Source organism: Longibacter sp. (assembly GCF_051155795.1).
In the GTDB taxonomy this organism is placed as follows: Bacteria; Bacteroidota; Rhodothermia; order Rhodothermales; family Salinibacteraceae; genus Longibacter.
Genome location: NZ_DAXETW010000008.1, coordinates 1 through 21,804, shown reverse-complemented (window position 1 = coordinate 21,804; position 21,804 = coordinate 1). Strand labels below are relative to the sequence as shown.

Genomic DNA, 21,804 nt, shown 5'->3' with positions numbered 1-21,804 from the left:
AAACGTGTTCTTGCATGCCTTCTACTCGTCTCCAGCTTGCCGAGGCCATCGATCGCGTGCTCCATAAGGGCGCCGTCGTCCGTGGAGACCTGATCGTTTCCGTCGCCGGTGTCGATCTCCTGTATCTCGACCTTCGCGTGATCTTGAGCGCGGTGGATACGGCGATGCGGGAAGATGTGATCGGCGGGCCTTCACATAGGGATGGAGACCCCACCGCGGGAGGCCTCCCCGCGCAACCGGTGACATCGATCCACTCGTCCGCCACGTCCTCGACATCTGCCGACGATGAATCCGCTTCGGATCGCCCGGGTCCCCAAACGGCGTAGACGGCCTGGCATAGCCGCAACAAGATAATCGACCAGTATGACTTGCAAACAGGACGCACCTGGTAGTATCGCCTCGGACACGGAGGATGTCCCGGCCGCTGGTTCGATCGAGGAGACGCTCGACCGGATGCAGTCTCAGATCAAACGCGTATCGCTCGGCGAAACGACGCCGGCGTCGGAGGACGGCGAAACCGGCGGCTCGGATGGCCTGGCCCGGCTGGTCCTGACGCTCGTTCAGCTATTGCACGATGTGCTCGAACGGCAGGCCGTTCGGCGGATGGAGAACGATACGCTCACCCCGGACGAGGTGGAACGGGTCGGACGGGCGCTGATGCGCCAGGCAGAGGAAATCGAACGTATCTGCGAGGCGTTCGGCATCGATCCCGACGATCTCGACATCGACCTTGGGACGGTGCAGGTTGACGACGTATGACCTGGCCCCACGCACAATATCGCACCGTGGACCGTCTCCATCCTCTACAGCATCGAGCGAACGTTTGAATGTGCCGTCCCGCGGCGCCTGACCTACATTTTCCTTTCTTCTTTTTGCATCTCCCTCATGGCCGACCGCGCACGTAGCATTCGCCGCAACTCCAACTCGGACACCCTTGCCGATATCCTTGAGCGCGTGCTCGAGACCGGCATTGTCATCGCCGGTGATATCCGAGTAAATCTCAACGACGTGGAGCTTCTTACCATTCAGATTCGCCTCATCGTCTGCTCGGTCGATAAAGCCGAAGAGATGGGCATGGACTGGTGGAAACGAGCAAGCTATCTGACGTCCGGCGCGTCGGACGCGGATCGTTCTATCGACGACAGCGACGCTCGCTCGACGGCAAACGTACTGGCATCCCTGGATCGACGTCTGGAGCGTCTGGAGAAGCGGATCGAAGCCGGCTCCGGTCCCGCAGATGCGAATGATGGGGCGGGCAATGACCTCGCCTGACGACGCTTTTTCTGATCCCACGTCGCTGCGTTGCTCGTCGATTTGCCGGCAGTTGTAAAGATGGTGTTGGATGAGTAGAGCCCCCCGGGAGTGGGACTGATCCTTGCCGCTTACATACACAGAATATGCCCGAGTATTGGGGGAAGAACGGCCGGGTGTCGACCGGGCCTCACAACGTTTTCCCGATTTGATCCGGGCACTCACGTACCAGCAGTTGCAACTCGCGCTGCGGGTGGCTAACCTCCGGTTGCAGTTACTCGGGATACGCAGTTCAACCCCGTTACGAACGCGTCACGTGCCGTGCGAGCGCATCAATCCGCTCGATGTCGGTTCGGCGGCTCGTGCCGGACGGATCCGAGTCCAGCGTGTTGCCCGCCACGAAACAGGGCTCATTCTCGTTCGGTCGACGGTGTGCCGTTATCGAACATGAAATGTGAAACGAGTCCTCGCTCTGGCTCACTCTCTGTCCACTCATTTTATACTGAGGATTACACATGGCTGAAGTACAAAAATCTACGGATTCGAGCGGTCTTGCGGAAGTGGTCGATCGCATCCTTGATAAGGGGATCGTGATCGACGCTTTTGCTCGCGTATCCCTCGTTGGTATCGAGCTCGTTTCGGTCGAAGCCCGAATCGTGATCGCGTCCGTCGAGACGTATCTGAAGTACGCGGAAGGCATTGGCCTTACGGCAACGGCCGCCGCGCCGCAGGCCTAATCGGCCTGAGGCTTGCTATTGTGCGCAGCATGGCATCTGGCCCGGTCGATTCGTTCGGCCGGGTTCGGATGCTGTTGTGCATCATGGCCCACGCGGCGCGTCTGGGCCGTGCAGGATGCCTCTGCCATGCACCGACTGCCGCGTCCGTTGCCTGCGGTATCGTTGTCGCTACCGACCGTTTGGGCGAGCGACGTACAGAGGTCCCACCGTACACCCACTGCCGTCACCGGCCCCCTCCTTTTCTCATTTGTCACCGCACGACCGTGCGGTGCGTCGCTATGGAACATCCCCCGTCGGCTTCTCCCGTATCCGTCCGTGTTCAGGATCGCAACAACGCATTTCTCCCGAAGCCCAGCGAGCAGTTCGTCGCAACGCCCGAGATCGAATCTATCACTGACCGGGCGCTGAATTATATGGGTGCCGGTTATCCGGTCCATTTCACGGGTGTCGCGGGAACAGGCAAAACAAGTCTCGCTTTCCACGTGGCCGCCAAGCTGGATCAGCCGGCCGTGCTCATTCACGGCGACGACGAGTTCGGCCGTTCGGACCTCATCGGAGCCGAAGTCGGATACCGGAAATCCAAGGTCGTCGACAACTTCATCCGCTCGGTTCTGAAAACCGACGAGCAGGTCAAGCGGCTCTGGGAGGAGAACCGGCTCGCGCGAGCGTGCCGCGAAGGATATACGCTTATCTACGACGAGTTCACCCGGTCCCCTGCCGAGGCAAACAATGTGCTCCTGAGCATTCTGGAGGAGCGCATTCTACATCTACCCAGCCGGAGCGGAAGCAGCGACGGGTACGTGCGCGTTCACCCCAATTTCCGAGCGATCTTTACGTCCAACCCGGAGGAGTATGCCGGGACGCATAAGACCCAGAATGCGCTTCTTGACCGCCTCATTACCATCGAACTCGGATTCCAGGACCGGGACATGGAGATCGAGATCACGCAGTCCCGCTCCGGCATTTCCCGGGAGAGTGCGGAGGTGATCGTCGACATCGTGCGCACCGCCCGGCAGATCGACTCCGCCCAGCATGGCCCGTCGGTACGCGCCGCTATCACGCTCGCTCGCGTCTTCGCCGGTCGCGAGGACGACGTGGCCGCCGACAGCGCCATCTTCCGGGAGTCCTGCATAGACGTCCTCCGACCCAAACGCGGATCCATCGCGGGCCCCAACGGCTCGACCACCGAGGGAAGCAACATCCGAAACGAGATTGAAGCCCTGGTTCGCACGGTTTTCCGAAAGCGATAGCTCCGAACGCCCTTCCGAATGTGCGAGGAGCCGGCTACGCCTCGCCGCCCCACCGTCTCTCTCTCCGAATTGCCTTACATAACATGAAAAAGCGTACACGCCCCACTGGAGCGGCCCGGCGGCCGAGTCAGCCATCGCCACCCTCAACGCGACCCCCACGGCTGCAATCCAGCGTGCGGCCGCCGTCTACGACGCCGCGGCCGGAGAGAGCGTCGCATGAGGTATACGTTCAGATCGCCAACCTTCAGATGGCTCGCTCCCGGCAGAAGCGAATTCGCCGGGCACTGCAGGGGCAAGTGGACCGTTGCACCCGCGAAATCGAATCGATCAATGCCCGGATTCGAGGTCTCTACGACCAGGCAGGCCTCGAGCGCGTCGAGCCGGACGACCGTCCGGCCCCGTCCGAGCAAACAGACGACGGCTTCGAGTATCAGTATTAGCACATAGCGCTTGCTGTTGGAGGTGCCATTCGCACCGTCGATAGCCCAAACCCCGCGCCACTGGTCGGTTCGTGGCCCGTCGCCTTCCCGCTGCATCCATTTTGCAGAAACGCCATGTCAGACGCCCCACTTTATCTATACGGTATCATCGATGCCTCGACGGCCGCCCCGGACGTATCCGAATGGACCGGAATCAAGGGTGCGTCTGTCCGCATGCTTACCGGCGAGCAGGTTGCTGCCGTCGTCAGCGATGCCCCCGCCGGCAAGCTTCGGCCGCGCCGTCGCAACCTCAAGGCGCACCACGATACGCTTCGCTCTCTGACCGACCGGACGGCCGTACTACCGATGGCGTTCGGCGTGCTGGCCGATAGCGAGCAGGACGTGACCCACTTTTTGGACACGCATCGTGATGTCCTGATCGAACAGCTGGCCCGCGTGCGGGGACAGGCTGAGGTCACGCTCCGCGTTCGGTGGAACGTGGATGATATCTTCGACTACTTCGTGTCGCGCTACGAGCGGTTGCAGGACATGCGCGATGCCTTCTTCGGGAACGGCGCGTCTGCCAGTCGCCAGGATATGATTCAGCTCGGTGAGCAGTTCGAGTCGTTGCTGCAGGCCGAGCGCGAGGCTCACCTCGACACGGTGCTCGATCATGTCGAGGCGGTATGCCGGGCGATCGAAGTCCAGGACCCGAAAAATGAGTCGGAGGTGATGAATCTCGCGTGCCTGGTCCCGAAAACCGAGCAGGATGCGTTCGAAAAAGCCGTGCACGAGGCGGCGGGATCGTTCGGTGACGAGTTTCTATTCAAGTATACGGATCCGATGGCGCCGTACAGCTTCGCCGACGTCGCTTTCGAAAATTAACCGGCCGTTGTCCCAATCCTCCACTTCCGCTATGTCTACCGAACGTTCATCGACTGGCCTCGACGGCCTATTCCAGGAGCTTCGGTCGCTCTTCGACCGTCTCGGGGCGGAATCCGGAGTCGCTACCATTCACAGGACAACGCGCTTCGGTTCGAAGGATGGCGTCGAAGGCGTTGCAGGCGTGCACGTCCGAACGATCGTCGGAGGCGGTACTGCTCCGCGCGACGCGCCCGGGGCAACAGCGGGTGTGGAGCATCCGGGCGTGCAGGATGTCCGGGACGAAGAGGTCGAGCACGACGAGCCGGACCGTGAGGCGCGTGAACCGAACGTCGAGATGATCGACGAGTCCGGCCGCATCATCCTGATTGCAGAAATGCCCGGCGTGTCGGAAGAGGCGGTATCCTGCGTCGTCGATGGTGACACCGTCCGGCTCGAAGGCATCGGCCCGCGGGCTCGATACGCAACGCTGCGCCGCCTGCCCCGGAGTATAGCCGACGCAAACGTGGGCATCCGCGCTCGCCATGGCGTGGTGGAGGTGACGATTGCCGGGGATGAAGCGTCGTCCGAGTGGGACGACTAACGCGACGGACGGGGTGGCATCACAGGGCGACCCGCGAGACGGCCCATCGGGGATGGTCCGCCACGCAGAGCACGTTCTCCTTTTCAAGCGAGTGCGTCCGTACCACCTGGTCGTTACCGGCCTTTCTCGATACGAATGCATCGATTCATGAACGCCGACCCGGTTCGCAAAGCGGACATCAAAATCGCACCGAATGAAGCGCTCTACCTGTATGCGCTTCACCCGTCCGACGTCGCAGTTGGGTCCACGGAGGGGCTGTCCGGCGGGCCGGTTCGATCTCTGGTCTGCACGTCGCGTGTGCATGCGGTGGTCGATGTTGTGCCGCGCAGTGCGTGGGCCGGCGAGAACGGGGAGGAAAACCTGAAATCGCTCGCCTGGGTGGCGCCGCGAGCCACGCTGCACGAGGAGATCGTGGAGGCGGTCATGGAAACCGGTCCCTCATATCCTGCGCGGTTTGCCACGCTCTTTTCGTCCGCCCGCCGTCTGACTGACGTCGTCGACCGGGAGGAAGATACGTTGCTTTCGTTCTTTGAGCAGGTCAGGGATGCTGACGAGTGGTCGGTAAAGCTGCTTCTCGATCGCGAAGCGGCGACGTCGCACCTTGCCGGGGGGGATGATGAGCCCGAGACGGGCACGGCGTACCTCCAGCAAAAGAAGCGGCGCAAGGACGCGCGCGACGAGGTGGAGGCATGGCTGGATGAGGAGGCAGGCACGATCGCTGATGCCCTGTTGCCGCACAGCCGGGATGCCGTCATGTTGCCGGCCCGCGACCGTCCCGATGATCCGCGCGAGGTTTCGGCGCACCTCGCGTTCCTCGTTCCTGACGCGCACGCCGAGACGTTCTTCGATGCACTGCAAGCGTCCAATCAGCGATTGGACGGAACCGGTCTGCAGGTCGAATGCAAGGGACCCTGGCCGCCGTACAGCTTCCGACCGTCGATCTCGGATGCGTGAGTGCGGTCATTCCACCGATTTCCTTTACGAGATACGAATCAATGTGAATCGTGCAAGGGTACGGTGCTGTAGTATCGGAAGCGGTTCCAGACAGGCAGTACGCCGTCGCGCGACGGGTTGCATTGCGCATGCCCGACGTGCGACATGCCCTCTCTCTCCCTCACTCGCCCGGCTGATCCACCATGTCCGACGCAGCCGTTCACGCCCCGCAGTGGTTGATGTATGGCCTGTTCGATCCGAGCCGCACCCGGCCGGAAGTGATCGAAAGACTCGCCGACGTCACGGGGGTATACGATCAGTTCGTACGCACCATCGAGGGGGAATCCCTATCGGTGGTCGTCTCCGCCGTCCCGGAAGGTGTTCAACTCTCGTCTCCTTCCGTCCAGGAGATTATCGCCTTCAAGCGGGTCGTTGACGCGACCTTCGACGGCGGACCGGTGATCCCGCTTCGGTTCGGTACGGTCGTGCAAACGGAAGAACAGGCGAGGGCTGTGATGCGGGAGAAGGAGTCGATCTACGTCGACCTGCTCGGGCGCCTGGACGGACAGGTCGAGATGGGAATCTGTATGCGCCTGAAAGAACGGGAGACGGAGGAAGACGGGCCGCCGTCGTATCGAAGTGACCGACCTGGAACGGCGTATCTCCTCGCGCGCCAGCAGAGCATTGCGCGGCAGAGAGAGCGTGCTGAGGCTGCTGCGACACCCTTCCGCGAGGCGCTCGAACCACTCGCCACGTCCGTGTCCATGTCGCCGCGCCACGACGCGGAAGACCCCTTGTCGATTGCTTTTCTGGTCCCCCGGGAGTCAGCCGATGCGTTTCGGGAAACCGCCGGGACCGTCGCCGCGCCGGGCGTGGATGATGTCGAGGTCGTCGGCCCGTGGGCGCCGTATTCGTTTGTGTAAACGCAAACGTCCCATTCGGACGCGGGCGTACGGGCGTCCGAAACCGGGCCGTCCGACTGCATTGGGTCAATCAGCGGCAGGAGGAACCGTTTCGACGGATAGATTCGTTGGGGAGGCAGTCACAACGTCCCCTGTCTGCTCCCCCGTCTTTATGTCGTTCGAATGGATGTCGTCCCCGGAGGCCTGGATCGCCCTTGGCTCTTTGACGGTGCTGGAGATTGTACTCGGCATCGACAACATCGTCTTTATCTCGATCCTGTCCAACAAGCTTCCGGAGGAGCAGCAGCCCCGGGCACGCCGGATCGGACTGGCGCTGGCACTTATCGGACGGATCCTGCTCCTTCTATCGATCAGCTGGATCATGACGCTCACGGCGCCGCTCTTCGATGTGCTCACCCACGCGATCAGCGGACGCGACCTGATTCTCCTGGCTGGCGGCGTCTTTCTCATTACGAAAGCGACGCACGAGATCCACGGCAAGCTGGAAGGGGACGACGTGGACAGCACCATGGCCCAGGCGGCATCGTTCTTCAGCGTGATCGTCCAGATCCTTCTTCTTGACCTCGTGTTCTCACTGGACTCCGTGATTACGGCGGTGGGTATGGCAGAGCACATCGAGGTCATGATTATCGCTGTCACGATTGCAATCGGCATCATGCTTCTGTCCGCGTCTTCGATCGCCGACTTCATCAGCGACCATCCCACCGTGAAAATGCTCGCCCTCAGCTTTCTTCTGCTGATCGGCGTCACGCTCGTGGCCGAGGGGCTGGATCAGCACATTCCGAAGGGCTACATCTACTCCGCCATGGGCTTTTCGCTCATCGTGGAGATGCTGAATCTACGATCTACGGCCAAAAAGAAGCGAGAGCGTCGGCCCGTGCATTTGCATCAGCCGAGGCTACGTAACGCCGTGCATCGGGTCGTGCAGCAGGAGCGCGGTGCGTAGCCGTTGCCGCATCGCGGCGACCGGTGAGGCTGCTCGTTCGGATGGTTACGTGCTTCGTCGAGCGCCTTCGGAACTGCCGGTATTCGGTTGATCGTTGAATTCTGTGTTGCCCTTTTCCACGACCCCGCGGGTGGTCATGAAAACATCGCTGAGGATTGGCTCCGCTTTCGGTATCGGCATCTTTCTCCACTGGTCGTTTCTGCTGCTGGTGGTGGGGATCGTCGTCTTCTTCGTGGTCCAGAGCGGCCCGACAGCGGACGCCGTGACGAGTATCAGCGTCATTTTCGGCGTATTCGCCTGCGTCGTGCTCCATGAGCTTGGTCATGCCCTTGCAGCGCGAAGATTCGACGTTCCGACGCGCAGCATCACACTGTATCCGATCGGGGGTCTGGCGCGCCTGGAGCGGATCCCTTCCGACCCGATGAAGGAGTTCTGGATAGCCGTGGCCGGTCCCGCGGTAAATGTGGCGATCGCGATCATGCTCGGGTCGCTCGTCTACGCTACCGGGCGGACGATGAATCCGTCCGTGCTCATGGACCCGTTCACGGACCCCCTTCCGACCCTTGCCTGGCTGAATGTGGGCCTGGCCGCGTTTAACCTGCTCCCTGCGTTTCCGATGGATGGCGGACGTGTGCTGCGCGCGCTGCTGGCCCTCCGAACCGATTACGCGCAGGCAACGCAGACGGCAGCCAATATCGGGCAGGGAATGGCAATCCTGTTCGGCCTACTCGGCGTTCTCTCCTTTAACCCGATCCTGCTGTTCATCGCGCTCTTCGTATATGCCGGTGCGCAGCGCGAGTCGCAACAGGCGATGTTTCGCGCATTCACCCACGGAGCGACCGTTCGCCACGCCATGATGACGCGCTTCGCAACCCTGAACTCGGACGATACACTTGACGACGCAGTCGACGCGCTTCTTGCGGGGAGCGATCACGACTTTCCCGTGGTCGAACCCGACGCCGACGGGCACCCACGCCTGACCGGGATCCTGCGCCGACAGACGCTCATCCGTGCCCTGTCCACCCACGATGCGACCGATCCCGTCGGGCCCATTGCTGGAGAGCCGTGCTTCTCCGTAGGAGACGATGAGATGCTGGAAGACGTGTTCACGCGAATGAGCCAGGAGCAGTGCTCGACCGTGCCCGTCCTCAAGCACGGCGACCTCGTCGGCCTTCTGACGCTTGAGAACGTGGGCGAGCTCGTGATGGTGGCATCTGCCCTCGAGCAGCGGGAGGCGTCGGACGTTCGGAAGCAGATGGCGCCGGAGCTGCAGCAGCTTCGGGAGTCGCCGGCGTCGCTCGTGGAGAACAGCGATGTGCCCGAGAACAAAAACGACGGGGGGGCAGATCGACCGGCGGCTCCGGGGCGGCGCGACGAGTAATTCGACGAGATGTAATTCGGGGAGATGGTACGTCCAAGACCCTTCGATGGGGGAAGACGGTAGCCCATCGGGCCGATGAAGGGGGATTTATCGTCTTCCTTGTCGCGACTTCCCGTTTTGTTAACTCCGTACCGTAGTCGGCGTCACGCATTTCCGGTCGATGCGCCCTATCTTCCGGATTGGTTTTGCCGCACGGTGTCTCCTGACTACGTCTACCCCGCTTTATGAATCGTCGCACGAAGATCGTCTGCACGCTCGGCCCCGCCTCGTCGGACCCAGACACGATCGAGAATATGATCGAGGCCGGAATGAATGTCGCGCGGATGAACTTCAGTCACGGCAGTCACGACGACCACGCCGAGCGGATCCGCACGGTCCGGGAAGCGGCGAAGCGTCAGGGGCAGACGGTGACAATCTTGCAGGATCTTCAGGGACCGAAGATCCGTGTCGGCCAGATGCAGGATGGGAGCGTCATGCTGAAGGAGGGACAGAAGCTCGTGATCACCCCTGAGCCGCTGGAGGAGGGAACTGCCGAGCGGGTTCACATCGATTACCCAACGCTCGCCGACGATGCCGACGTCGGGGGCCGTATCCTTCTGGATGACGGTCTACTCGAACTCACGATTACGTCGATCGACGGCAAAGAGATCGTCACGGAAGTCGTTGAAGGCGGCCCGCTGCGTTCACGGAAGGGCGTCAACCTGCCCAATATTCGTACGTCGACGCCGTCGCTGACAGAGAAGGATCGAAAAGACCTTGAGTTCGGCCTGTCGATGGACGTGGACGTGGTCGCGCTATCGTTCGTTCGTGAGCGTTCCGACGTGGAGGAGCTTCTCGGCCTGATCGAGGACGCCGGCAAGAACGCGAGTGTCGTAGCGAAGATTGAGAAGCCCGAGGCGGTCCGCAATATCGAGGACATCCTCGAGGTCGTGGACGGCATCATGGTGGCCCGCGGAGATCTCGGCATCGAGATGCCGATGGAGGAGGTGCCGAGTACGCAGAAGATGCTCATCAGTCGAAGCATGGCGACCGCTCGGCCGGTCATCACGGCGACGCAGATGCTGGAAAGCATGGTCGACAACCCGCGCCCTACGCGTGCGGAAGCAAGCGACGTGGCCAATGCGGTGCTCGATGGAAGCGACGCCGTCATGCTGTCGGCCGAGACAGCCGTCGGCACGGATCCGGTTCGCGTCGTGCGCGCGATGAACAAAATCATCCGCCGGGCCGAGACGCACTGGCAGGACTTTCGTCAGACACTCTCCATGACGCCGGGCCATCTGGAGCGGACGGAGAACGTGACCGAGAGCGTCAGTTTCACCGCCTGCCGACTTGCGGAGCAGGTCAACGCCGCGGCGATCTGCTGCTTGACGAACTCCGGTGCCACCGCCCGGTCGATCGCTCGCCACCGTCCGAGCATGCCGAATTTTGCCTTTACCGACAACCAGCGCGTGGTCGGGCAGCTCGGCATGTTGTGGGGGACGCAGGCGTTCCATATTCCCTTCCAGCAGGATACGGACCAGGGCATTGCCCGCGTACACAGCATTCTGCGTGAGAAAGGACTCGTCGAGCCGGGGGGGCACGTCGTGATTACGGCCGGTATGCCGCTTCCGGCGCGTGGTCGCACGAACATGGTGCACGTATCCCGGGTGCAGTAGGCGTTCGTTCGAGACGCGACGCGCGCTTCGACGAGAGCAGCGCATTCGGCCGATCCCGACGCTATTCGTCCGAGTCTGTCGCAGCCCGACCGTACAGCCACGTCAGTTCCGCCAGATGGTCGAGGCGCTCGTCGTTGAGATCCTCTTCCGAGCAGCGCCACGTCCAGTTGCCGCTCCCTTCGCCGGGAACGTTCATCCGGGCATCCGCTCCAAGATCCAGGACATCCTGCAGGGGCGTCACCACGCGATCGGCCGCGGAGCCCAGAAGAGCGCGCAATGAGCGCTCAGACAGATTCTGATCGTTGGCCGACAGGTAGCGCCGGGCGAAGTCGCGCTGATCTTCCGGCATAGTGCCATTCCACCAGCCGCGGAGCGTGTCGTTGTCGTGCGTGCCCGTGTAGGCCACGAGGTTGCGGCTGTAGTTGTGGGGGAGGTACCCATGGTCCGGCTCGCCGCCAAATGCAAACTGGAGGATGGCCATCCCCGGGAAGTCGAATCGGTCGCGCAGGTCGCGGACCTTGTCCGTGATGATGCCGAGGTCTTCCGCGACGACGGGAAGATCGCCGAGGGCGTCTCCCAGCGCCTCAAATACAGCACCGCCCGGCCCCTCCGCCCAGTGCCCGTTTACGGCCGTCTTTTCATCCGCGGGAATCTCCCAGTACGCCTCGAACCCGCGGAAATGATCGATGCGAACGAGGTGGACTCGGTTCAGCACCTGCCGCACGCGGCGGATCCACCATTCGAATCCGTTCGCCTTCATGCGGTCCCACCGATAAAGGGGGTTCCCCCAGCGTTGGCCTTCCGGGGAAAAATAATCGGGCGGAACGCCGGCGACGGACGTTGGCTGGCCCTCCTCGTCCAGGAAAAAGAGGTCCTGATGGGCCCAGGTGTCGGCGCTATCGTGCGCTACGTAGATCGGGATGTCGCCGAACAGGCGGATGTCCCGATCCGCACAGTGCGCCCGTAGATCCGACCACTGACGGTCGAAAAGGTATTGCCAGTAGGCATGCATCCGGATCGCCTCCGAATGGTTCTCCCGCGCCTCCTCCATGGCTGCCGGCTGCCGGTGAACGAGCGCGTCGTCCCATGCATGCCACGGCGCGCCGTCGTACGCATCCTTCAGCGCCATGAACAGGGTGTATTCGTCCAACCATTCCGCATTGTTTTCGCGGAAGGCCCGGAAATCCTTCGTATCGCCGGCGTCGTCACGGTATCGCTGGAAAGCAGCTTCCAGCACGGCGCGCTTTCTGGGAATAAGGCGAGCGAAATCGACGTGTCCGTCGGGTAGCTCCCGGAGCGGAGCGACGTCGTCCTCGGTGAGAAGGCCGTCGCGGAGGAGCGGGGCGGGGCTGATGAGCAGCGGATTGCTCGCGAAGGTCGACAGGCTGGAGTAGGGGGACGCGCCGTGTCCGACGGGGCCGAGCGGAAGCACCTGCCAGAGCCGCTGATGCGTCTCGGCGAGTCGATCAACGAACCGGTGAGCCACCGGGCCCAGGTCGCCAATGCCGAAGGAGCCAGGCAGGGAGGTGATGTGAAGGAGGATACCGCTAACGCGTCGCGAGTGCACGGGGAGGGAAAGTTGAGGGCAAGAACAGAAGGACCGGACGGCTGCCGACCGGTCTCAGGGCATGAGAGGCGAGGTGGGGCCGGTGCCTCGCACGAAGGGGGTCCGGTCGACGGTGTCAGCCGTCGGCCCACTCACTCCGCGTAGCCTCCGGGAGCTGGGGACGTTCGTCGGATGAAAGTCGCGTGTCGGCCGAGCCAGTCGCCGCGCGGATGCGGTCCTGATATAGCGTGTGGAACCGGTCGTAGAGGCGATGGAGGGTACTGTCGGCCGTGTCCGCTGGTACGTCCACCACCTCCGGGTAGGCGTAGCCTGCGGCTCCGGCCGTGTCAACGAAAAAGGACTTGAGCCCAAGGCGTCGCTGAAAGACGGACGCAGTGGTGTAGAAGACGTGTTGCTTCTCCGTGGGCAGGACCCAGGTGTACCGGCTGATGACGCCCCGGCGGATGTAGAGCCCGTCTTGCGAGAGGGTGTAGCCGTGGTGCGTGTACTGCAGGTACGCCCAGAGGAGGAGCAACGGCGTCAGTGCATACGCCCAGTATGGAAGGGCGGCGTCCATGGGCGCGGCCCAGTCGCTGGGCCAGAAGTAGACCGCTGGGGCGACCACGACCGACAGCGCGACCATGTACCGGACGAAGGACCGGCGGATCGTCAGGGGGGAGACACGTTGGAATGAGTCCGGCAGGTTAAACTCGCGGACGCGTCGTCCGACATCGAGTACCTGCTCGCGACGGGCGAAGGGGACGACGACCCGGTGCCCCTGTTCGTCGACGTTGACCCCGACGGTCTGGGCCTCGAGGGCAAACCAGCCGAATGCCTCCATGAGCGGGTTCGTGCGGAGGATGAGCGCCTGCACCTTCTCCAGAGGAATCGTGCCCTCGGTTACGGTGAACAGACCGTGCTTTTTTCGCAGCTTGTCGCCTTCGAGCCAGAGATGGAAACCATAATATCGGTTCAGGTTGATCGCAATCCCCGTGAGCCAGCCGAAGAGCGCCGCGAATAGGACCGTGACGACGGCGGCGAAAAAGGGTGACGCGTAGATCGCATCGACGAAAGCCTGAAACTGCGACCGGGAGGCAAGCACGTAGTTAAGCAGCGTATCGGGCTCCACGAACTGGAAGACCGAGAACACGACCGCGATGTAGACGAGCGAAAAACGAAACATTCCGCTCAAAAAGACGCGCTGCAGGGGCATCCGAAATAGCACCTGCTCCTCCGCGCGTCGCGCTTCGTCCGGAGCCGTTGAGGCATCGGAGTCGTCCCCGGCCGTCGAGTTGGCGGGTGCGTCCTGTTCGGAGACCGTCTCCGCATTCGTCTTCTGACGTTGAAACGAGCGGATGACGTGCCGGATGCGTTGCGCCTCCTCAAGGCTGACGTATTCGAGTACGCCCTCCGTTCCGGTGCTTCCCGCGGTTTCGATCTTGACCTTCGCGATGCTCGCGACGCGGGCCAGGACGTTTTGCTCGATCTGAACATTTTGAACGCGTTCGATCGGGATGCTTCGGTTTTGCCGGTTGAATACCCCGCTCTGAATGATGATTTGCTTGGGCGTCAGCCGGTAGCTGAACCGGTAGTACTGCAGGAGGATGGACGGTAGCGCGATGACACCGAAGGCCACCGTCATGAAGAGATAAAAGACGTTTTCCCCACTCGGATTCATCAGGACCGGCACCATCAGCAGCAGGAGGGCCGGTAGGCTGGCCAGGAACCGCTGGAGAAGCGTCAGGGGATGTAGTCGTTGCGGCTCGTGAAGCTCACCCAGCGTGGCGGGACCGTCGTCGTCCGGGTTCGGCGCCGGGTCAACGTCACCGGGCGCCTCGTCACCGGGAGCGTCCGTTGCGTCGGAAGCGGTGGCATGCGAGTCGTCGGACGCGCCCTCGTGATTGGAAGCCGGGGCGTTCTCCTCCGTCGGTCCGGTGGGCTCCGGCGCCCCCTCGCCACCTGTGCCTGCGACGGGCTCCTGTGGTGACGAATCGCGGCTGCGCTCGTCCCCTCCGTGTTGGTCATTTCCCCCGGAAGCAGGGGCACGGGATCCGTTCGATAGGGGCGAAGCCATGGACAGGAACAGGAGCGCGGGGAGTAGGACGATCGAGAGGCGAGGGCCGGAGACGGGGGCAGGCCGGCTGTGAGTCGGGCCGGACGGCGGAGGGTTCAGACCGGATCCTCCATCAGCGGATCTTCGAGGATGAACTGCTTGACGCGGTCCCGGATACGTTCCGCTTCATTGAGGTTCAATCCGGGGATGACGACGTCGCTGGAGCGGGAGCCGGCCGTGTGGACGACGAGGCGGCCGAGCGAAAACTCTCGCTCGAGGAGGTCCTGGGAGACGTCGAGGTGCTGGATGCGGCGGAGCGGGACGACAGTGCGAATGTGATTCAGTACGCCGTGCTCAATGTAAATCTCCTCTGATCGAATGGAAAAGCCCCAGTTCCGGTACATCAGACGGGGCCAGATCAGCGCGTAAAGGAGGCCGAGAACGGCGACAATGGCCGTCAGCACACCGAACGGCAGGGCGCTCGTACCGAAGAGGTGGGCAAGGTCGTAGAAGAAGACCGCAAACGCCATGATCGTCGCGAATGCGCCGCGCTTGATCGACCACACGGTTTGCATGGACGGCTCAAGCGACTGCAGTTCGTCGGCAGAGGCGGTTTCGAGGGGAGGCGAAGCGGTCTCCATCCGGGGCGGTAAAATGGGAAAGCATATGCACCTGTGTTGAAAACCACGGTGCGGCAGAGGTTTCGCCCCGACCGACGCGCAACGCTGTGTTCTCGCGGGGAGCCTGCTGCGGTCGTTCCGCCTGTCGGCACCGAAGCCTGCTGCACTCGGCCCTGAGGTGTCGGATCAAGGGACAGCGAGGACACGCGCGCTCGTGTGAAGATGGTGTTCGCAGCAAGGGCTGTGACAGGTTCAACGTCGCAATCGCGTATACCAAGATGTAGGGCACGGGCAAGATTAGGTGCAACCGAAATTCACAAACGGAGTATGCATGATTATCCATAGGAGCACGCGGTGCGAGTACCGGGTGTGTGTACTTTCGTCACCATTAGTGGCATTCAAAATATCCGTTTCGATATTTTCGTGCGATTCGGCCGAAACCAACCGTCTTGTCCTGCTGCACTGCGGCAGGTTGTAGGACCTGTACCCGCGCCCTCCGGCGGCTTACGTGTTTCCCATTCGATCGTCCATGCGCACTTCTCGCGTCTACATTGCTTTGGGGTTGGGCATGGTTGCCACTGCAGCGATCCTGTGGCTCCTGGCGGGATCCTTCTCTGTCGCTGAGGCGGGGCGCGTCCTGGAGTCGGGCCCACCCGTTTCCAACGGTCAGCAGGACATCACCGTCGAGCGCCCGGTGCGGCTCGTGTCGACTCCCACCTTCGACGAGGTGCCGGGCTACCCGCTTTTCCGCAATTACGTCCCCGACGACTACGGGCCGGATCTCCCCAGTCAGAACTGGGCGATTACCCAGGACGATCGCGGGATCATTTACGTTGGCAATCCGGCCGGCGTCCTGGCCTACGACGGAGCGGAATGGCGGCTCATCCCGACCGAGAACCGCACCCTGGTGCGGACGGTCTTTCGCGATTCAACCGGTCGGGTTTACGTCGGTGCATACGGTGAAATCGGATATCTGGCGCCGGATGCATCCGGAACGATGCAGTTCATGTCCCTGCAGGACAAGATTCCTCCGGCCCATCGCAGCTTCGGGCATACGTGGAGCGGGATCGCCGTGAGCAGTGGCATCTACTTTCAGACGCGCCGTGCGATTTATCGATGGGACGGGTCGAAGATGGACGTCTGGACGACGTCGGAAGCCGCGCGCTTCTACAAGTTGTTCGCCGTCCGCGACACGGTGTACGTCGCTCGAGAGAACGTGGGACTGCATCAGATCGCGAACGGCCGACTTGAGCCCGTGCCCGGCGGGGAGCGATTCACCAACACGAGCGTTGCCACGATCATGCCCTATGGCGACGAAGGCCTTCTCATCGGGACGGTCGCCAGTGAACTGTTTCTCCGCCGGAACGGTCAAATCGAGCGGTTTCAAACCGACGTGGACGGCTTTCTCCAGGCGAATGAATTGTACACCGCGACGGTCCTTCCTGACGGGTCGTACGCCTTTGCTACCCTGTGGGGCGGGGTCGTCATCACAGACCGCTCGGGTCGGGCACTTCGCATCCTTGACAAACGGGCGGGCTTAATCGGGGACGACGTCAAGGCGCTCTTCGTCGACCGGCAGGAGGGTCTCTGGATGGCGTACGAGAGTGGCATTGCGCGGGCCGAAATCATGCTGCCGATCAGCATGTTCGACGACCGAACGGGGCTGGATGGTGTCGCCCTATCGATCACGCGGCATAACGGCGCGTTGCATGTTGGAACCACGTCAGGCGTGTTTCGGCTGTCGCGCGACCTCGCGGCCGACGGGACCGTGCGTCCATCGTTTCAACGCGTCACGGCGCTTCGCGCCCAGGCTTTCGCCCTCCTGTCGCATCCGGCCGGTCTTCTGACCGCCACTGATCGCGGGGTTTTCCAACTGACCGGTGGGCGTGCCCGCTCGGTTGCCGAGAGCCGGACCGCGTACGGCCTCCACGCATCACGTCATACGGACGGCCTGGTCTACGTCGGATACATCGACGGCGTCGGCAGCATGCAGTATCGAAACGGGCGATGGGAGAGCCAGCCGACGATCCCGGGCTTAGACCGCGGCATCTTCTTCCTCGAAGAAGACGATCGCGGGGACCTCTGGGTGGCATCGGCGTACGGCGGCCTGTGGAACGTGTCGACCTCCGACGGCCTGCAGAACCAGCCCAGCGTGACGGAAATAGCGTCCGAAGGACAACGCCCGCAGCACGTCTTTCGGATGGCGTACGTCCCGGAAAACGGTCTTCGAATCGTTACGCGAAAAGGCGTATCGCGACCGGAGCGCGACGAGACGGGCCGGATCGCCCTCATGCCGGACACCAGCATCACCTCGCGCCTTCCAGCGGACGCCGGTCGCGTTCTGAATCTGACCGCCGCGCCGGACGGAGATCTTTGGGTGACGGCGGAGGCTGAAACCTACTGGTTTGATCAAGCGCCGGGCCGTGATGTCGACGTGCGCGTCCCCTTCGCCTACGTCCCCGAGTTCAATGCGTACGCCTCCCGCGCGGAGACCAGCGGTCGGTTCTGGGTCGTCGGGGAGGAGGGAGTTGCGTCGCATCATCCGGTCACGATGTCCCATGAACTCCGGCCGGTCCGGACGCTGATCCGGAGCGTGTCGTTGATCCGGAGCGATTCGGTTCTTTACGGCGGGACCGAGCCGATGCAGGGAGCACCGGTACGCCGTCTCGGTGCATTGAATGTGACGGGAATGGACTCGGACCGGAGTGCGGGGCAGGCTGACCGGGAGCCGGACGACGGGAACAGTAACGGATCATCCAGGGCGGCGGGACCGGGTGCATCCGGACGGGCGGTTCGGGCGGCCGCGCAGGCATCCCCGCCGTCCGGACCTTCGGGCACGCAGCAGTCCCGCGAGCGCGGCTCGTCCGCGCGCTCCGCCACGAGCCGGGAGGGCGATGATCGCACGCTTACGACGATCGGGTACGAGGACAACGCGGTCCGACTCGAGTTTGCCGCGCCGGGATTCGGACAGGAGGAGAGCGTCGAGTATCAATACCGGCTCGACGGCTTCGATGCGGAATGGTCGGCCTGGTCCGCCGAAACCAAGAAGGAGTACACGAATCTGCCTCCGGGGCGGTATCAATTCGACGTGCGTGCACGCAACCCGCGGGTCTGGACCGCGACGACCGCGCATTATGCCTTCGAGGTGCTTGCCCCGTGGTATCGGACGATCTGGGCGTACGCCGCTTATGCCTTCCTCATGGGAGGGCTGGTGTTTGGTGTCGTGCAGTGGCGCTCTGCCCAGCTTGAACACCGCGCGGAGGCGCTCGAGAAGGTCATCGCCCGGCGAACCGCCGAGGTGAAGGAGCAGGCCCGCCAGCTCGAGGTGTACAACACCGAACTGGTTCGTAGCAATGAAGTGCTGCAGGAAACCGTCGAGCAGAAGTCCAAGCTCCTCGGCGTTGCTGCGCATGACCTCAAGAATCCCCTGTTCGGTATCCGGGCGCTGTCGGAGGTGCTCCTCGAGCGCGGGGACGTAGACGACAACGCGAAGCGCAAGCTGGATCTGATTCGTTCCTCCGCGGATGAAACGCTGACGTTGATCAACGACCTTCTGGCGTCCGCGGCATCGTCCGCGCAGGCTCAGGCAGAGATGGAGATGATCGACGCCGGCGCGCTCGCGGAGTGGGTGGCTCACAGCTTCCAGCATCAGGCCGAGCGGAAGGAGCAGCGGCTGACGGCCGCGGTCCCGTCCGAGCCGTGCATCGTGGAGGCAGACAAGCGCAAGCTCCGCGAGGCGATGAATAACCTCATCAGCAATGCAATCAAGTATTCGCCCCACGGTGCGCCCATTCTGGTCCGGGTCGACCGTTCCGACGATGAGATCCATTTCAGCGTGGAAGATCAGGGCCCGGGCCTCAGCGTCGAGGATCAGCACCGCCTCTTCGCGCCGTTCCAGCGCCTAACGCCGGAACCGACCGGGGACGAAGGCTCATCCGGTCTCGGTTTATACATCGTCAAGCAGATTGCGGAACTCCATGACGGCGACGTGGACGTCGAGACCAGCCCCGGGGAGGGAAGCACATTCACCCTGATTATCCCGGCTGCTTCTGCCGGTCCGCGTCGGTCGTAGACGTGCCTCGCCGGTCCGTCGCGTCGCGAGAGAGCCCCAGTCTCTCATCGTTGTACCGTCGGCGTTGTGGCCGTCGCCTCGACCGGTGCGGTGTGGCCGCAGGCCATGCTGGCCCTGCGCGATGGAGAACCGGAACGAGCGGAGGGCACCGTCTTTTGATCCGAACGGTCAGCACCTTGAACAGGCATGGACTTGCTCCACCGGTATGGACACAATCAGTATTCTCGGATGCGGCTGGCTCGGACTGCCGCTCGGTCGCCATCTCGTCAAGAAGGGCTACCGCGTCAAGGGAGCCACTACGACACCGGACAAGCTTGAGACGATTGAGGAGGCCGGGGTCGAGCCGTACATGATCAAGCTGGACCCCGACCCAATGGGTGACCCGGAAGACTTTTTCGAGTCGGATATCATCTTCGTGAATGTGCCGCCGCCACGGGGTCGCGACGACGCCGCGGCCTTTCACCAGCGACAAATGGAGGTCGTCGGAGCGGCAATGACCGCAGACTGGGTTCTCTTCGCCAGTTCGACGGGCGTGTATCCCGACGCAGACCGGTCCGTCGAGGAAGACGATCTTCCGCCCGGTGGTCCCGCAACGTATGACGGTCCCCGACGCGATACGGGGGAGATTCTGGAAACGGTTGAGGGGATGTGGTGGACGCACGAGGCAGCGGCGACAATTCTGCGCTTCGGCGGATTGTACGGACCCGACCGGCACCCGGGCCGGTTCCTTGCGGGGCGGTCCGGGCTTTCGCGTCCGTCTGCGCCCGTCAATCTCATCCACTTGGACGACTGCATCGGAGTTGTCGCATCGGTGCTCGATCGGAATGCCCGCGGCCGGGTCTTCAACGCCGTCGCGGATCGGCATCCGTCGCGCCGCGAAACGTATATCCGTGCTGCGCGGTCGCTGGGACTTGAGCCCCCGGACTTCGACCTGGACGACACCCGTGGGGGGAAGAGCATCCGGAACGACAGGGTGCGCAGCTTGCTCGGATACACATTCGATCATCCGGACCCGAGCAACCTGTAACGATCCGTCGATTCAGCGCTCCAAAGGGCTAACCACGTTGACTTCCCTCGTCGGGGTGCGTTACTGTGTATGTTGGATGAAGCGGCTCGTCGGTCGTGATCGTCCCAGTGCGCGGCCCGTGGTCGCTGCCTGCTACACTGTCTCACCGGTTGCCCCCTCCCCTGAAGAGCGCACGTCCACCCTCCGTATCCCCGTTTCGTCGTGGTCGCTCGACGCGGACACGGTGAACCGGGGCCCTGCACTGTGGGTGGTTTGCATGCCAAGGATCGGGCAACGAATGAGAACACACGTCTTCTCTGCCTTTCCCCTCTGCCCATCATGGCTACCAACGCTGCTGCCCCTGCCGCGACCCCGGATGCCCTTCGATGTACGGACGCGTCTTCACTTTCCAAGCGGTTTAACGCGGTGCGCGGGTTCACCGAAGAATTCTGTGAGCCGCTCAACACCGAGGACTATGTCGTTCAAACCGTCGAGAACGTCAGTCCCACCAAGTGGCATCTCGCCCACACGACCTGGTTTTTCGAGACGTTTATTCTCAACGAGCACGCCCCCGATTATACCCCGCTGAATGAGACCTACGCGTATCTTTTCAATTCGTACTACATCCAGGCGGGCGAGCGCCATTGCCGGGACCGACGCGGGTACATCTCGCGTCCGACCGTGGAGGAGGTGTACGCCTATCGCGAGCACGTAGACGATGCGATGCGCGATCTAATAGCGACTGCCGACGGGACGAAGATGGACGAACTCGGCCCGTTAATTGAAATCGGTCTTCACCACGAGCAGCAGCATCAGGAGCTTATGGTGACGGACATGAAGCACGTCTTGTCCGTCAATCCTCTCCGCCCGGCCTATCGCGACGATCTGACGCCCGCGGGCCGGACATCCGTTCCTCCGCTTGACTGGGTCGGTTTCGACGAAGGGCTCTACGAGATCGGCTTCGACGCAGATGACCCCGAGGCCGGGTTCTGCTACGACAACGAGACGCCACGCCATCGGGAGTTTCTGGAATCCTTCCAACTCGCGAACCGACTCGTGACCTGCGGTGAGTACCTCGAATTCATGGAGGACGGCGGATACGAACGGCCGGAGTTGTGGCTGTCGGCCGGCTGGGCAACGGTTCAAGAGAAGAACTGGACGGAGCCGTTCTACTGGGAACCGCACGACGGCGTCTACTACCTGTACACGCTCGGCGGATTGCGCGAGGTGAACCCCGCCGAGCCGGTGTCGCACCTGAGTTACTACGAAGCGGAGGCCTTCGCGCGGTGGGCTGATGCACGCCTGCCGACGGAGGCGGAGTGGGAGATTGCAGCGCGCGGCCTGCCGGTGGATGGCAATTTCGTAGATCGGGGCGCGTTTCACCCGCAGCCATTGCCCGAGGACGCCACCGGCCACGTCCCGGATGACGGGGACGGACCGCTGCATCAGATGTACGGGGACGTATGGGAATGGACACAGAGCCACTACTCCCCGTACCCAGGCTACGAACCGCTCCCCGGGGCCCTTGGTGAGTACAACGGTAAGTT

The 21,804-nt window shown here is 62.6% G+C and carries 19 protein-coding genes; 16 read left to right on the top strand and 3 right to left on the bottom strand.

The window, feature by feature from the left end:
• Positions 1-14 precede the first annotated feature (14 nt).
• The 13 genes from ACFCU0_RS01470 to pyk all read left to right on the top strand — a co-directional run bounded on the left by ACFCU0_RS01470 (position 15) and on the right by pyk (position 10,960).
• On the top strand, positions 15-326 hold the full coding sequence (locus tag ACFCU0_RS01470; protein ID WP_434971882.1) for a gas vesicle protein: 312 nt from the start codon (positions 15-17) through the stop codon (positions 324-326).
• 37 nt (positions 327-363) lie between these two features.
• Positions 364-759, top strand: a complete 396-nt coding sequence (locus ACFCU0_RS01465) for a gas vesicle protein K (protein WP_434971881.1) — start codon at positions 364-366, stop codon at positions 757-759.
• A 126-nt stretch (positions 760-885) separates the two neighbouring features.
• Entirely contained in the window at positions 886-1,272 is a 387-nt protein-coding gene (locus ACFCU0_RS01460; RefSeq protein WP_434971880.1) for a gas vesicle protein, read from the top strand.
• Positions 1,273-1,766: 494 nt separating this feature from the next.
• Complete coding sequence (gene gvpA, locus ACFCU0_RS01455; RefSeq protein ID WP_434971879.1) at positions 1,767-1,988, top strand: gas vesicle structural protein GvpA; 222 nt, start codon at positions 1,767-1,769, stop codon at positions 1,986-1,988.
• Positions 1,989-2,266: 278 nt separating this feature from the next.
• Positions 2,267-3,238 (top strand): gas vesicle protein GvpN, encoded by a 972-nt coding sequence (gene gvpN, locus ACFCU0_RS01450; protein ID WP_434971878.1) that lies wholly within the window; start codon positions 2,267-2,269, stop codon positions 3,236-3,238.
• 248 nt (positions 3,239-3,486) lie between these two features.
• Positions 3,487-3,678, top strand: coding sequence for a hypothetical protein (locus ACFCU0_RS01445; protein WP_434971877.1), 192 nt, complete (start codon positions 3,487-3,489; stop codon positions 3,676-3,678).
• Between the two features lie 114 nt (positions 3,679-3,792).
• Entirely contained in the window at positions 3,793-4,542 is a 750-nt protein-coding gene (locus ACFCU0_RS01440; protein WP_434971876.1) for a GvpL/GvpF family gas vesicle protein, read from the top strand.
• Between the two features lie 31 nt (positions 4,543-4,573).
• Positions 4,574-5,122: a hypothetical protein gene (locus ACFCU0_RS01435; RefSeq protein WP_434971875.1), complete on the top strand. Its 549-nt coding sequence runs from the start codon at positions 4,574-4,576 to the stop codon at positions 5,120-5,122.
• A 147-nt stretch (positions 5,123-5,269) separates the two neighbouring features.
• Complete coding sequence (locus tag ACFCU0_RS01430; protein WP_434971874.1) at positions 5,270-6,076, top strand: GvpL/GvpF family gas vesicle protein; 807 nt, start codon at positions 5,270-5,272, stop codon at positions 6,074-6,076.
• 182 nt (positions 6,077-6,258) lie between these two features.
• Positions 6,259-6,978: a GvpL/GvpF family gas vesicle protein gene (locus ACFCU0_RS01425; protein WP_434971873.1), complete on the top strand. Its 720-nt coding sequence runs from the start codon at positions 6,259-6,261 to the stop codon at positions 6,976-6,978.
• Between the two features lie 151 nt (positions 6,979-7,129).
• Positions 7,130-7,924 carry a TerC family protein gene (locus ACFCU0_RS01420; protein WP_434971872.1) on the top strand — a complete coding sequence of 265 codons (795 nt, stop codon included), beginning with the start codon at positions 7,130-7,132 and terminating at the stop codon, positions 7,922-7,924.
• A 136-nt stretch (positions 7,925-8,060) separates the two neighbouring features.
• Entirely contained in the window at positions 8,061-9,305 is a 1,245-nt protein-coding gene (locus tag ACFCU0_RS01415) for a site-2 protease family protein (protein ID WP_434971871.1), read from the top strand.
• A gap of 224 nt (positions 9,306-9,529) precedes the next feature.
• The gene (pyk, locus tag ACFCU0_RS01410; protein ID WP_434971870.1) at positions 9,530-10,960 is read left to right on the top strand and encodes a pyruvate kinase; all 1,431 of its coding nucleotides are present in this window, start codon (positions 9,530-9,532) and stop codon (positions 10,958-10,960) included.
• A 61-nt stretch (positions 10,961-11,021) separates the two neighbouring features.
• Here the strand turns inward: pyk and malQ are convergent, their stop codons facing one another.
• The 3 genes from malQ to ACFCU0_RS01395 all read right to left on the bottom strand — a co-directional run bounded on the left by malQ (position 11,022) and on the right by ACFCU0_RS01395 (position 15,200).
• Positions 11,022-12,527, bottom strand: a complete 1,506-nt coding sequence (gene malQ / locus ACFCU0_RS01405; RefSeq protein ID WP_434971869.1) for a 4-alpha-glucanotransferase — start codon at positions 12,525-12,527, stop codon at positions 11,022-11,024.
• A gap of 115 nt (positions 12,528-12,642) precedes the next feature.
• Entirely contained in the window at positions 12,643-14,580 is a 1,938-nt protein-coding gene (locus ACFCU0_RS01400; RefSeq protein ID WP_434971868.1) for a PH domain-containing protein, read from the bottom strand.
• Positions 14,581-14,675: 95 nt separating this feature from the next.
• Positions 14,676-15,200 carry a PH domain-containing protein gene (locus ACFCU0_RS01395; protein ID WP_434971867.1) on the bottom strand — a complete coding sequence of 175 codons (525 nt, stop codon included), beginning with the start codon at positions 15,198-15,200 and terminating at the stop codon, positions 14,676-14,678.
• A gap of 508 nt (positions 15,201-15,708) precedes the next feature.
• Here ACFCU0_RS01395 and ACFCU0_RS01390 point away from each other — a divergent pair.
• From ACFCU0_RS01390 to egtB, 3 genes are all read left to right on the top strand, one after another.
• Entirely contained in the window at positions 15,709-19,251 is a 3,543-nt protein-coding gene (locus ACFCU0_RS01390; RefSeq protein ID WP_434971866.1) for an ATP-binding protein, read from the top strand.
• Between the two features lie 205 nt (positions 19,252-19,456).
• Positions 19,457-20,278: an SDR family oxidoreductase gene (locus ACFCU0_RS01385; RefSeq protein ID WP_434971865.1), complete on the top strand. Its 822-nt coding sequence runs from the start codon at positions 19,457-19,459 to the stop codon at positions 20,276-20,278.
• A 318-nt stretch (positions 20,279-20,596) separates the two neighbouring features.
• Positions 20,597-21,804, top strand: a 1,208-nt coding sequence (gene egtB, locus ACFCU0_RS01380; RefSeq protein WP_434971864.1) for an ergothioneine biosynthesis protein EgtB, incomplete at its 3' end; no start/stop codon positions are given.